Below are 12,493 nucleotides of genomic sequence, written 5' to 3'. Positions count from 1 at the left end.
CAAGTCCGGGATGAGAAGAAATCTCCTGATTCAATACCAACCCCTGCGTTTGCGGTTGAAAAAGCCATATAGATTCAGCAGTTACCTGGCCGTGGCTGAGACATCCGCCAATCAGTCGAAGCGGCCGCCACTTTCCGGCATTGGTGCGCAACAAGCTTCATGTCAAAATGGCCATATGAACGATTCAATCAAACCCCCGAAGTCAATCATGCGCAAAGTGGGCAGAGCGATTGCGGATTTCAAGATGATTCGCGATGGGGATCGTATTCTGCTCGGCGTATCCGGAGGTAAGGACTCCCTTACTCTGCTACAAGTACTCTCCCATCTGCAACGTTATGCACCGGTCGAGTTTGAGCTGGGTGTGATTACCGTTGATCCCGAGATCGAGGGATTTGATCCGGCACCGCTGAAAGCCTACTACGAGGCATTGGGCGTGGCCTGGGTCTACGCCGAACAGCCGATTATGGAGGAGGCCAGGGAGAAGCTGTCGGGTGACTCGTTTTGTGCCTATTGTGCGCGCATGAAACGGGGCATCATGTACAGCACCTGTCGCAAGCAGGGCTATAATGTTCTGGCATTGGCTCAACACCTGGACGACCTGGCGGAGAGTCTGATGATGTCCCTGTTTCACGGTGGCCAGATGCGTACCATGAAGGCGCACTATGTGAATGATGCGGGGGATATTCGCATCATACGGCCACTGGTCTATTGCCGGGAGACTCAGACGGGCGATTTTGCCGTGAAGGCGGGGTTGCCGATCATTCCCGACAGTTGCCCGGCCTGTTTCACCAAGCCGACCCAGCGCGCCTACATGAAGCAGCTGCTGGCCCGGGAGGAGCGCAGCAACAGCCACCTGTTCGCCAATATGCTGCATGCCATGAAACCGATGATGGATGAAGCCCCGCCATGAAAATCAAACATATCTCCATTCCGACCAAGGTCGCCCGTCCGGGTATGAGTGTCGGTGAAGTGATGACCGAGTGTGTCAGCAAAGGGGTTCCCGGCATTCCTTATGTGGATCAGAGTGGTGCGATCAGTGGACGCTTCTCGGTAAGGCATATGTTCCGTATCTGTTGTATTCCCGATGACATCATTCAAGGCGCCCATCTGCTTGGGGATGATATCGAGCATCTCGATTTTCCCCACATCAAAGCGGAGGATTTGATGTCCCGGAGTGTGGATGATTTCATCTATCCGGATACGGTTCGTCTGTCAGCCAATTTTCAAGCCATCAAGGCGCTGGCGATTATGGAGCAGTACAACACGGAGTATCTGTTTGTTACTGAAGGCGAGGATTATCAAGGAGTGGTGACGCGTATGAGCGTTGCTGCGGCGATAGTAACCAAAGAGTGTTGCATCGACTGATGATGGAGCAGATCACAATCGAGATGTGGGTCTCGGCGCTTCTGCTGTTGGGCGCCTATATCCTGATTTTCACGGAGATACTGCATCGAACTACAGCCGCCATGCTGGGCGCCCTGACCATGATTGGTGTGGGTATGTGGATGGGATTCTACAGTCAGGAGCAGGCGCTGCTGGCGGTTGACGGCAACACCATTCTGTTGTTGGCGGCGATGATGATGCTGGTTGCGCTACTGCGTCCCACCGGGGCCTTCGACTATGCGGCGGTGCATATTACCCGTTGGGCCAAGGGTAGCCCGAAACTGCTGCTGATCTATCTCAGTCTGGCGGTCAGTCTGATCAGCATGATCCTGGATAATGTCACCACGGTAATTGTTTTCGCACCGTTGACCGTACTCATCTGTCGCTTGCTGAAGATCAATCCCATGCCCTACCTGATGGCAGAGGCGATGCTCTCGAATATCGGTGGCGCCGCTACGCTGGTGGGTGATCCCCCCAACCTGATGATCGGCAGTGCTGCCGATATCAGTTTCAACTCTTTCCTGGTACACATGGGGTTACCGGTGCTGGTGGTATGGGTCGGTACGGTGGCGCTGATGCTGTTTCTGTTTCGCGAACAGCTGACCAATGTTGGCGAGGATCCCCGAACTCTGGTCGATACCCATGCGATCAAGGATGCCAAGGGGCTGAAGCGCACCCTGTTTTCCCTGGCTGTGGTGGTGGTGCTCTTTTTCATCCACCACAATCTGCATATCCTGCCCGCCTATGCCTCTTTCATCGGGCTCTGTCTGGCTTTGCTGATGCTGAAGCCCGATATGGAGAAGATTTTCGGTACGGTCAACTGGTCGGTGTTGTTCTTCTTTGCCGGCCTGTTCATGATCGTTGGCGGGGTGGAGGCCTCTGGACTGCTCGATCTGTTGGGAAATCAGCTGGCCAGACTCGCCAGAGATCCGCAAATGCTGTTGATCACCGGATTGCTGCTGATGTGGGTGGCTGCGGTTCTCAGTGCGGTGGTGGACAACATACCTTTTACGGTGACTATGATTCCGATCATTCTGGGGCTTGAGAGCAGCGGGGTGAACATTGCGCCCCTGTGGTGGGCTCTGGCGCTTGGTGTCGGTCTGGGGGGGAATGGCACCCACCTGGGGGCGACAGCAAATATCATCGCGGTCAGCGAGTCTGAAAAGAGCGGTATGCCAGAGGCGAAAATAACCCCACTGATCTGGATGAAAACCGGCATCCCGGTGATGTTCTTCGGTCTGATCCTCGCCAGTCTGGTCTACTGGCTGTTTTTTGATCTTTTCACCAGCGCTTAAGCTAGCGGCTGATTGCAATCCAAACAGCAGCCTATCCAGAGACTGTTTACGCTCATCCAACCCCGGCAGGCCTTTTGGATTGGTGTTAATAGTCTGTAGGTCGTTATACCGATTGAATCCACCTCTCTCGGCAACAATCCCCCAATTTCCTCGTCAGATTTAGAAGGCCTATAATCTTGATTGTTTTGCTAGGTATTTCTATAGCTTAAGGTATCGCTGTTGAGTACAGTCTTGTAAAAGTGAATTCTGAGTAGTAACCGAAACGGATTTTACTGACCTTCAATCCGGGCGGCAGCAGGCTGCCCATGATCAAGGCCAGAGAATAGGCTGCGGCATTCTCTACAACAGAAAGGCACACACCAGATTGAATATCAGAACAACCATGGATCCAATTACGCTGCGTGATGTATCCAATCCCGATGATCACCCCTGCCTCTATGAAGGCGACGGTGAGAAGGGTGTCGAGATCTATTTTGAAAGTGAAGAGACCAAGCGACTGTATATGGATATGGCGCTAGAAGGTCGGAAAGTGATCTGTGGCAACGTGTCAGATGACTATGTGGCTGAGGGTTGAGTGATGATATTACGGCGTATCTCTATGCTGGTGCCCTCTAAACGTCATGCGGAGGAAGTGGTTAGAGACCTGATGTTCGCCAGGGTGAAGCGGCAACACATCCATGCCGTGGCCAGGCCGGGTGCCGACCTGAAGGAGCTACCGGCAGCAAAGATACGCCAAACGCGCGGTTTTACAGCACGGTTGGAGAGCTGGTTCTGGGATATCAATCTGCTGCTCTGTTTTGCGGCAATTGCGGTTCTGTTGATCGGTGTATGGGCATCCGAATGGTTGCTTGTGGCAGGCTGCCTGGCTTTAGTAGTCGCTGCGGTGTTTCTGAGCTTCTACTTTTCAGGTCAGGTACCACAATCCCAAATCGACGACTTTGATGTGCCGTTGAAACACGGAGAATTTTTACTGTTGGTTGATGTCCCTCGCTGGCGGGTTTCACAAGTCGAACATTCGGTTCGGCAACAACATCCTGAAGTTGAGCTAGGTGGTGTTGGTTGGGGTATCGATGCCCTCGGCATCTGACTTGCCAACCACGGGGTGACGCTTTGCGTCACCCGTTTTTTTTTAACTTCAGTCCACAAATCAACACCAATCGACGTAAATGCGATTTGTTACGTCGAGATTAGTGTGGTTGGAATTTAATCATCAATCCGGTGAGCAAGAACACTGTACTGGCGACGCAAGCAGATGAACATTTGCGTCTGTTCGCGCCCATTCGCGGACTATAAATCAGCCACTGATTCCGCTGTGTCTCAGCAAGGGTTCGATCTGTGGCTCCCGGCCTCGGAACGCAACAAACAGCTCCATGGCATCCTTTGAACCACCCTGTTCCAATATCTCCTGCAGAAAGGCCTGTCCCGCCTCCTGACTGAAGATGCCCTGCTCCTCGAATCTGGAGAAGGCGTCGGCTGAGAGCACTTCGGCCCATTTGTAGCTGTAGTACCCTGCGGCATAACCACCGGCAAAGATGTGTGAAAAACCGTGTGGGAAACGGTTCCAGGAAGGTGGTTTGATCACTGAGACCTGCTCGCGCACCTGATCGAGAATCTGATAGATCCTTCCTCCCTGGTCCGGGTCGTACTCCTGATGAATGCGAAAGTCGAAGATCGAGAATTCCAGCTGACGCACCATCTGCATCGCCGTTTGGAAATTTTTCGCCCCATGCAGTCGCTGGTAGAGTTCGTCCGGGATCGGTTCGCCGCTCTCCACATGGCCGGAGAACAGTTCCAGTGCCTGCTGCTCCCAACACCAGTTTTCCATGAACTGGCTGGGCAGCTCCACCGCATCCCAGGCCACACCGTTGATTCCAGCAACGGAGGGATAGTCGATGCGGGTGAGCATGTGGTGCAGCCCATGACCGAATTCGTGAAACAGGGTCTCCACTTCATCATGGGTGAAGAGCGCCGGCTGGCCACCCACCGGGGGGGAGAAATTACAGGTCAGGTAGGCTACCGGAATCTGGTCGACTGATTCGCTGAAAAATCGGGTCGCACACTCGTCCATCCAGGCGCCGCCACGTTTTTTCGGGCGTGCATAGAGGTCGAGATAGAACTGCCCGCGAAGCTGGTTCTGCATGTCGCGGATCTCATAAAAACGCACATCCGGATGCCAGGTATCCACCCCTTCGACGGATTGGATACGGATCCCATAGAGACGCTCCACCACCGCAAACATGCCGGGTATCACCCGGGTTTCGGGAAAATAGGGTTTCAGCTCTTCCTGGCTGATGGCGTGGCGATGTTGGCGTAGTTTTTCCGAGTAGTAGCCGATATCCCAGGCCTCCAGATGATTGATGCCGTAGTTTTCACGAGCGAATTGTGTCAGGTCGGCCAGCTCACGTTCCGCCTGGGCCTTGGAGCGTTCAGCCAGATCGGTCAGAAAGCTCATCACCTCTTCCGTGCTGCGGGCCATTTTGCGTGCCAAAGAGCGCTCTGCGTAGTTGTTGTAGCCGAGCAATTGCGCCTGCTCATGGCGCAGCGCCAGGATCTGCTCCATGACCTCGCTATTGTCCCACTGACCCGCATGGGGGCCGCAATCCGAGGCCCGGGTGGCGTAGGCCTCGTAGAGCTCTCTGCGCAGTTCCCGTTGATCCGCATAGGTCATCACCGGAAAGTAGGAGGGGAACTCCAGGGTCAGCAACCAGCCCTGCTGCTCGCGCTGCTCCGCGGTCTGTTTGGCCAGTGCCATGGCAGACTCCGGCAGACCAGTCAGCTGTTCCGGGTCGGTGATTAACTTGCTCCAGGCGTTGGTCGCGTCGAGCAGATTCTCCTCAAATTTGGTGGTCAGTTTGGAAAGACTCTGGCTGATCTCCTTAAAGCGTTGTTTTTTCTCTTCCGGCAGATCGACCCCTGAGAGTCGGAACTCCAACAGGGTGTTTTCGAGCATCTTTTTTTGCGCGTCGTCCAGGCCGCCCTGTTCGGTAACCTTTTTGTAGGCCTCACACAGCCGGCTGTTCTGGCCGACCTCGGTGGCGTATTCGCTCAGCTTGGGTAGGCAGGCATTGTAGACCTCGCGCAGTTCATCATGATTGACCACGGAGTTCATATGGCTGACGGGTGACCAGGTTCGGCTGAGCCGGTCTTCGGCAATTTCCAGAGGCTCGACAAAATTATCCCAGCCAGGATCGGAGATAGTGCTGAGCAGGCGTTCCATGGTCTGGCGATTCTCCTGCAGCAGTGTGTCGATGGCGGCTTCCACCATGGGAGGCTTAATCCGACTGAAGGGTGGCAGTCCGGTCATATCAAGCAGGGCATTGGTCATGGTTCTGTTCCTGGTTCTTTATGTTATGCAAAGCGTATCGGTTACTGCCCCCTTAGGGCCAGTTGGATTAGGGTTTACAGGCCCTGCTTAAACGTTCCGGAAGGGCGGCTGTTGAAATCTATCCGATGGAGTTATCCGAAGCAAAAACATGCTCAATCAGGCAATCGATACGAAAGCTGCTGTTTGTGGCTGCTGAGGGATTATGTCAGCAGTGCTTATTAGTCTTTGCCTACCTTGATATTGTTCCGCATCGCTTCGATGGCCTGCTCTATCGGATTGGGTTCGCCAATCTGCAGGTTGCAGAGCAGGTCGTCATAGAGGGTGGCGCGATAGTCTGTCGATTCATCTTTAGGGATCGGCTCCCACTTCCCACCCGGCATTGGCGTCAGGCGCTTACCCCCGCCATAGGCATAGACTTTGTAGAGGCGTTCCCGACAGCGAAATCCCTCGTACGAGCTATTCGAAGCGCCGGAGCTGGAGCGAATCACCAGGGTGAAACGCACCGCACCGTCGGCACTATGCTGAATCGAATTTCGTTCCACATAGTAGCGAAATCTCGTCTCATTGGCGGCAACCTCAAACTCCTGAAGGTCATCACTGTTTATGCTATCCGGAACCTGAACCTCACCCTCCAGCCAATCAAGTTTGTCGGGTGCGTCGTATTCCTCATCATCCAGCGGGTCATCCAGCAGGATATCCCTGGCCGGGGCCGGGGTGGCAATGAATACTGCAAAAAGTAGTATCCAGACAGTTTTCAAGGTCATGCAAGGTTTCCTGTTGTATCATTCCGGGCGACAGGCCGGGTTTATAAGGTGCTGTGTTATTAAATCGCGAAGGGGCTATCTTATAACATGCGCGCCGCAATGAACCATGCGCTACCTGAACCGAGGGCGAAAAAGGCCGCCAGGGTGAAGAAGGAGTAGTAGCGGAAGCGTCTGACCAGATCAAACTCCTCCTTGGTCGAGATCAACATCGGGCGTTGGCTAGAGCCGGTTGTGCTGAGTGTATGCAGGGGCTGCTGGTCCTCTTTGAGCTGCTCCCGGGTGACCTCCTGTTTGGCCGCTTTGCGGGCGCTTTCCCACTCGTCCAGGTCAATTTTTCCATCCCCATTCAGATCGAAGCGGTCAAGTAACGTGGCATGGTCGCTCTTCCATTGACGCAGACGCTCTTTGACCATGTCATCGCGCATCGCTTTTCTGTCGATTTCGCCCAGTGAGCTGAACAGACCGATGGCGTACAGCGGGTCACCGGGCATGATCAGCTCCTCGCTGTATCGATAGTCCCCGTCGAATGTGGTGTTGATCGATATCTGCAGTCCAAAGCGGTTGAACTGGCTATGGGTGGTGCCGATCCCCCGGTCAGGGCCTGCTGAGGGGGTTGAGTTGGGGCCATACCAGATATTGCGTTCACTGGGGGTGATTGTGGCCCCCTCGGGATCGAGTATGCACTCGCCGGTTTCATCTTTGATCAGAAACAGGGCGTTGCTCTTTTCGCTACGTACCGCGTGCCAGCCCTTGTCATCCTTGCGGTCGACTTTGTAACGCCACCAGCAGCATTGGGTCGCACTGAGCGGTGATATCACCGGTTCACCCTTCATCATATCGGCCTCGCCGATCAGCTCGACATAGCCCTGGGGGGCGGAGCGTATGCGCGAGGTTGGGGTGTCCTCGATCAGGCGGGCTCGATGGAGATGGTAGAAAGAGAAATAGAGCGCTGCCAGCGACAGCAGTATCAACAGGGTGCTCCAGAAGAAAAAAGCCCCTGTTCCCAGATTGGCGATTTCCTGCATCAACTAAATAATGTACCCATATCCACGTCAGTCTTCTCGGACTCGTCGAACTCCAGCAGTTCGGCGGCTTTGAAGGAGAATTGTCGGGCTAGAATGATATCGGGAAACTGCTCGATGCGCACATTGTTATTGTTCACACTTTCATTATAAAACTCACGCCGGTCGGCGATGCTGTTTTCCAGACCGGTGATACGGCTCTGCAGGTGCAGAAAGGTCTCATTGGCTTTCAGGTCCGGATAGTTCTCCGCCACTGCGAACAGATTGCCCAGGCCCAGCCGCAACTGCCCCTCGGCAGCACCAACCGCGCCCACATCCCCCTGCTGCATGGCTCGGTTGACTGCAGCACGAGCGTTCATCACCTTTTCCAGGGTCTCCTGCTCGAATTTCATGTATTGTTTGCAGGTCTCAACCAGCTTGGGCAGTTCATCGTGGCGCTGTTTCAACAACACATCGATATTCGCCCAGGCCTTGTTGACATCGTGTTTCAGACGCACCAGGTTGTTGTAAATCATGACGCCGTATATGAGGATAACAACGGCGGCACCAATCAATACAAAAAACGCAATTTCCATCGGTTCAGGAACCTCCAATAGCTATGACGAATATTCGCCCATTTGAATCCCATCAACCACAAATCGCAGACGATGCCTGGATCGACGAGACGGCTGTGGTGATCGGCAATGTCAATATTGCCTCACAAGCCTCCATTTGGCCAATGAGCGTGGTCAGGGGAGACGTACATAAAATCGAAATCGGCGCCCGTACCAATATCCAGGACGGTTCAATTATGCATGTCTCCCACGACAGTTATTATCTGCCCGGTGGCCGCTCGCTGGTGATTGGCGACGGGGTTACAGTGGGCCATCGGGTTCTGTTGCATGGTTGTGAAATCGCCGATGACTGCTTTATCGGCATGGGATCGACAATTCTTGATGGCGCCGTTCTGCAGCGGGGCGTGATGCTGGGGGCTGGGTCCCTGGTACCTCAGGGTCGTACGCTGGAGGGTGGGTATCTCTGGTTGGGGCGTCCTGCCAGGCGGGTCAGGGTTCTGACAGAGAAAGAGCAGGAGGTCATTGCCTATACCGCTGAACACTACGTGAAGCTTGCGCAACGCCATGCCGGCTAACGGCTGCAGTCGGATTGCGTGAGATTTGTTAACAAACTGGAGGCTGATTATCCGCAATGACGCTGGGGGCCATGGGTTATCATGGTTGCCCAGCTTTTACGAGGCTGTCGCAATATTCGGAGAGTGGATCGTGTAAGCTGGGAACAGCCTCGACAAAGCGGGGCCGCTAAAAATATAGATGAGGTGTTAACATGAAGTTACACAGTTCCATTGGAATGACCGCCTTGACTATAGCTGCACTACAGAGTGCTCCTGCCTATGCGGCGGTGATGGGTTCCCTGGTATTCACTGAGCCGACAGCTACTGTCGCGGCCGACGAGACCATCAATGTCCGGGTTACCCTCTTCCTGGATGAGAATTCGGATCCACTGCGCTATAACCGCTCAGCGCCGCCACTACATGGGTGGCATGAGGAGGAATTTCCGGCAGAAGCGAATGGGGTGCCGTTTGCCAGCTATGAAAGGGTTGTGCCGTTTACCACCCGTACCTGCAGCGATACCTTTACCCTGAATTGTGGTGATGCCGGCTCCCAGTACCGTTTCAGTGCGCCGACTTCCGACTCCTGGTTCGCGATCGACGGGACTATCAGCCCAGGAGACACAGCGGACTTCCTGCTCTATCAATTGATCCCCGATGCGGATGGTGCGGATCCAGGTATCTATGAACTCCATACCGCAGGCCTGGGGCTCTCTGTGCAGGGTTGGGATGGTTCGGGTCATGCCGTCGTCGAGGAGCTGTTCGGTTTTCGTACAACCTGTCTGGATGCCAGTTGTACCTTTTCCAGGGAAGTTGCCCCAATACCCATTCCGGCGGCGGTGTGGCTGTTTGGATCCGCTCTGCTGGGTTTGGTTGGGTTTTCACGGCATCGAGACAGTGTTGGTTGAGTGTTTGATTTCGTCTTAACAGGCCCTGGAATCAGTGGGTATTCTGAATATTGGGCCTGTAGACAAATCCTGCAAATTGACATTTTTCACCTATTCCGCCGGTGAAAGATCCCTTTATGGCGCTCTGTTTTGAATAAAACAGTTTTCAATTGGTTTCATAACCCTTTTGAGTTAAGGGTTTGAGACGACTGAATTTGATGCTGTAAGGGACTGACTCCGTATGGAATCAATGAATGGAGTGCCGCTGGTTTGTTGCCTCTTGTGTCGAATACGAGTGATCGGGTAAGACGTCTATACTTCTGATTAATAGTGATAAATCATACTGTTCTTGATGATTGCAACGCTGATGGGAGTGACAGCCGATCAGCCCATGTTCTCATTATGGGATGACACAGGCGATTATCTCTCAAGTAGCTGTAAAAAGTGCCGATCATCAAATTAAGCGTCTGAAGGAATATAGGGGCTTTTCTACATTTGTGAAACTTGTCATAGATACCAGTGGGCTGTCAGGTGAGCGAGATTTGGGCCAACTTAATTGCTGCTTGGCGGGTGCCTTTCATCCGTTATGGCCTACTTGTGTCTGTGAGTGCTGTATTGGCCTTTCCAATTCTCTCCTCTCAATATCTACAGCCGAAGTTTTCTGATTTGTTGATTACGGTTGTTGAGCGTAATGCCAAGCTGTCTGCCGGGCATATGCGTAATATGCTGGGCCTGGGAAATCAACCCATAGCGCCCGATGTGGTCGACCCTGTGTTTGAACACCATATCGCCATGCTGGAAGCGGACTATGCGTTGTGGAAGGCGAAACTGTTCGATGCCGATGGATTGACTGTCTACTCAACCGCTGCAGAGGATATCGGTAACTATAACGAATACAGCTATTTTCATGACAAGGTGGCGGTTGGTCAGACTTATAGCAAGCTGGTAACCAAGCAGGCAACGACCATGGAGGGTGAGACGGTTCCCCGTGATGTGGTGGAAATTTACGTTCCGATGATGAATGGCAAGGAGTTTCTTGGCGCCTTCGAACTCTACTATGACATAACAGATGACAATCGAGCCCTGCTTACCCTGATCAGAAATGGCACATCATCAAGTCACGGTCTGTCGTTATTTATTCTGGTTCTGTTGTTGATTGTTGCAGTCAGAGCGGGATTCGATGTGAGGAGGCGGCAGCATTTCCAGGATCAGTTGGCAGAGAAAGAGATGAAACTCAGTGCCATGAGAGAGTCAGCTCAGGATGCCATTCTCACCACCAATCAACAGGGAGGAATTGAGAGTTGGAATCCTGCGGCCGCACGCATTTTTGGTTATCAGGAGAGTGAAGCTCTCGAGCGAACGATTTACGATCTCGTTCGTGCTACCGGTAATCATCAAGAGAAAGATCAGAGCCTGATCGGTTTCTTGAAAAGTGAAACCCAGATAGGTGATGGAGTAATCGAGCAAGTTGGTATAGACCGGGAGGGAAAAGAGTTTCCATTGGAAATGTCAATTGCCTCGATGCCATTTCAGGGTCAATTGCATACAGTATGTGTGATCCGGGATGTGACTGAGCGGAAGAGGTCGGAGGAGCAGTTGCGCCTGAGTCATCAGGTGATGGCGTGTGCAACGGAAGGAATCATGATAACTGATCAACTGGAGAATATTGTTTCGGTGAATAATGCCTTCACCGAAATCACCGGATACTCTGCTGAGGAGATAATTGGTGAGAAACCGGCCCTTCTAAAATCGGGCAAGCACTCCGGGGATTTCTACCAGGCTATGTGGTCAGAAATCAAAACAAAAGGTTTCTGGCAGGGTGAGATCTGGAATCGAAAAAAAGATGGTGCAGTTTTTGTTGAATGGTTGGGTATCAGTGCCGTAATAGATCAGCATGGTGACCTTACCAACTATGTAGGAATATTTACCGAGATAACACAACGTAAAAATCAACAAGTGGAACTGGAGCGGCTTGCTTTCTATGATCCCCTGACCGGTCTTGCAAACAGACTTCTGTTACAAGATCGACTTGAACAATCATGCAGCTATGCACGGCGAAATGATTCAATGGTTGCGGTACTGTTTCTTGATCTCGATAAATTCAAGATGGTCAATGATAGTTTTGGTCATGAGGTTGGTGATCTGCTTTTGCAGGAAGTGGCCAAGCGGATTTCGGCAGTGGTGCGTGAGGGAGATACAGTGGCCCGCCTGGGTGGGGATGAATTTGTAGTTGTGCTAAGAGATTTGAATGCTGTTGATGCCGTTAGCTATGTCGCAGATAAAATTATCGCTGCGGTGGATCAGCCGATTGAGATTCAAGGAAATCACTGTGCCGTTGATGCGAGTGTCGGTGTTTCTCTCTATCCAAATCATCAGCAGGTAAGTGATTTACTGAAACAGGCTGATCTGGCCATGTACGAAGCAAAGCGCAATCATGAAAAGAAGGTCTGTTTTTCAGATTCAGTGGAAATTCCCAGTTAAAAATTTTTATTGTCACCTGTATGTAGCGTGAGCTTGAATAAGTGTTACGCTCCAGGATCAGTCTCGCTAACACGCTCCAGTTATTTCTGGTTTGATAATATGGAGATCAACAACGGAGAGTTAGGCCGGTATAGCGCTCGTCATTCCGGCGGATACCGGAATCCAGGCAACGAAGCCCACAGCTTGAATGCTGTGAATGACTCAATTGTCCTCATCTAATAATTATTCAAT

12 protein-coding genes are annotated in these 12,493 nt (G+C 52.5%); 8 read left to right on the top strand and 4 right to left on the bottom strand.

All coding sequences use genetic code 11. The annotated features are described in order from the left end of the window. The first annotated feature begins 175 nt into the window (after positions 1-175). The 5 genes from AC4IE8_RS09160 to AC4IE8_RS09140 all read left to right on the top strand — a co-directional run bounded on the left by AC4IE8_RS09160 (position 176) and on the right by AC4IE8_RS09140 (position 3,765). Positions 176-910 (top strand): PP-loop family protein, encoded by a 735-nt coding sequence (locus tag AC4IE8_RS09160; RefSeq protein WP_068994818.1) that lies wholly within the window; start codon positions 176-178, stop codon positions 908-910. Then, entirely contained in the window at positions 907-1,365 is a 459-nt protein-coding gene (locus tag AC4IE8_RS09155; RefSeq protein WP_068994574.1) for a CBS domain-containing protein, read from the top strand. The genes AC4IE8_RS09160 and AC4IE8_RS09155 overlap by 4 nt, the downstream gene beginning before the upstream one ends. Next, a complete protein-coding gene (locus tag AC4IE8_RS09150) occupies positions 1,365-2,678 on the top strand; it encodes an ArsB/NhaD family transporter (protein WP_083226184.1) in 1,314 nt (437 codons plus the stop codon). The genes AC4IE8_RS09155 and AC4IE8_RS09150 overlap by 1 nt, the downstream gene beginning before the upstream one ends. Positions 2,679-3,060: 382 nt before the next feature. Further along, a complete protein-coding gene (locus AC4IE8_RS09145) occupies positions 3,061-3,252 on the top strand; it encodes a hypothetical protein (protein WP_490790854.1) in 192 nt (63 codons plus the stop codon). A 24-nt stretch (positions 3,253-3,276) separates the two neighbouring features. Then, positions 3,277-3,765 carry a hypothetical protein gene (locus AC4IE8_RS09140; protein ID WP_083226183.1) on the top strand — a complete coding sequence of 163 codons (489 nt, stop codon included), beginning with the start codon at positions 3,277-3,279 and terminating at the stop codon, positions 3,763-3,765. A 207-nt stretch (positions 3,766-3,972) separates the two neighbouring features. Here AC4IE8_RS09140 and prlC read toward each other — a convergent pair whose 3' ends face one another. From prlC to AC4IE8_RS09120, 4 genes are all read right to left on the bottom strand, one after another. Next, positions 3,973-6,003 carry an oligopeptidase A gene (gene prlC, locus AC4IE8_RS09135; RefSeq protein ID WP_490790853.1) on the bottom strand — a complete coding sequence of 677 codons (2,031 nt, stop codon included), beginning with the start codon at positions 6,001-6,003 and terminating at the stop codon, positions 3,973-3,975. A 218-nt stretch (positions 6,004-6,221) separates the two neighbouring features. After that, positions 6,222-6,767 (bottom strand): CNP1-like family protein, encoded by a 546-nt coding sequence (locus AC4IE8_RS09130; protein ID WP_068994562.1) that lies wholly within the window; start codon positions 6,765-6,767, stop codon positions 6,222-6,224. An 80-nt stretch (positions 6,768-6,847) separates the two neighbouring features. Continuing rightward, on the bottom strand, positions 6,848-7,792 hold the full coding sequence (locus tag AC4IE8_RS09125) for a GIDE domain-containing protein (RefSeq protein ID WP_068994560.1): 945 nt from the start codon (positions 7,790-7,792) through the stop codon (positions 6,848-6,850). Further along, positions 7,792-8,364, bottom strand: coding sequence for a LemA family protein (locus tag AC4IE8_RS09120; protein ID WP_490790852.1), 573 nt, complete (start codon positions 8,362-8,364; stop codon positions 7,792-7,794). The genes AC4IE8_RS09125 and AC4IE8_RS09120 overlap by 1 nt, the downstream gene beginning before the upstream one ends. Before the next feature lie 23 nt (positions 8,365-8,387). Here AC4IE8_RS09120 and AC4IE8_RS09115 point away from each other — a divergent pair, with 23 nt between their 5' ends. The 3 genes from AC4IE8_RS09115 to AC4IE8_RS09105 all read left to right on the top strand — a co-directional run bounded on the left by AC4IE8_RS09115 (position 8,388) and on the right by AC4IE8_RS09105 (position 12,262). Continuing rightward, positions 8,388-8,918 (top strand): gamma carbonic anhydrase family protein, encoded by a 531-nt coding sequence (locus tag AC4IE8_RS09115; protein WP_068994554.1) that lies wholly within the window; start codon positions 8,388-8,390, stop codon positions 8,916-8,918. Positions 8,919-9,109: 191 nt separating this feature from the next. Beyond that, positions 9,110-9,802, top strand: coding sequence for a hypothetical protein (locus AC4IE8_RS09110; protein WP_490790851.1), 693 nt, complete (start codon positions 9,110-9,112; stop codon positions 9,800-9,802). Between the two features lie 510 nt (positions 9,803-10,312). After that, positions 10,313-12,262 (top strand): diguanylate cyclase domain-containing protein, encoded by a 1,950-nt coding sequence (locus AC4IE8_RS09105; RefSeq protein ID WP_490790850.1) that lies wholly within the window; start codon positions 10,313-10,315, stop codon positions 12,260-12,262. The last annotated feature ends 231 nt before the right edge of the window (positions 12,263-12,493 follow it).

The organism is Candidatus Thiodiazotropha sp. AKAK2 (genome assembly GCF_058244685.1).
The sequence above is the reverse complement of the archived record's forward strand: the minus strand, read 5'-3'. Positions and strand labels throughout refer to the sequence as shown.

Excerpts from the sequence above, each read along its gene's own strand:
- AC4IE8_RS09110 (WP_490790851.1), top strand. The coding sequence starts at position 9,110 with ATGAAGTTACACAGTTCCATTGGAATGACCGCCTTGACTATAGCTGCA.
- AC4IE8_RS09155 (WP_068994574.1), top strand. The coding sequence starts at position 907 with ATGAAAATCAAACATATCTCCATTCCGACCAAGGTCGCCCGTCCGGGT.
- prlC (WP_490790853.1), bottom strand. The coding sequence starts at position 6,003 with ATGACCAATGCCCTGCTTGATATGACCGGACTGCCACCCTTCAGTCGG.
- AC4IE8_RS09150 (WP_083226184.1), top strand. The coding sequence starts at position 1,365 with ATGATGGAGCAGATCACAATCGAGATGTGGGTCTCGGCGCTTCTGCTG.
- AC4IE8_RS09160 (WP_068994818.1), top strand. The coding sequence starts at position 176 with ATGAACGATTCAATCAAACCCCCGAAGTCAATCATGCGCAAAGTGGGC.
- AC4IE8_RS09130 (WP_068994562.1), bottom strand. The coding sequence starts at position 6,767 with ATGACCTTGAAAACTGTCTGGATACTACTTTTTGCAGTATTCATTGCC.
- AC4IE8_RS09145 (WP_490790854.1), top strand. The coding sequence starts at position 3,061 with ATGGATCCAATTACGCTGCGTGATGTATCCAATCCCGATGATCACCCC.
- AC4IE8_RS09120 (WP_490790852.1), bottom strand. The coding sequence starts at position 8,364 with ATGGAAATTGCGTTTTTTGTATTGATTGGTGCCGCCGTTGTTATCCTC.
- AC4IE8_RS09125 (WP_068994560.1), bottom strand. The coding sequence starts at position 7,792 with ATGCAGGAAATCGCCAATCTGGGAACAGGGGCTTTTTTCTTCTGGAGC.
- AC4IE8_RS09115 (WP_068994554.1), top strand. The coding sequence starts at position 8,388 with ATGACGAATATTCGCCCATTTGAATCCCATCAACCACAAATCGCAGAC.
- AC4IE8_RS09140 (WP_083226183.1), top strand. The coding sequence starts at position 3,277 with ATGCTGGTGCCCTCTAAACGTCATGCGGAGGAAGTGGTTAGAGACCTG.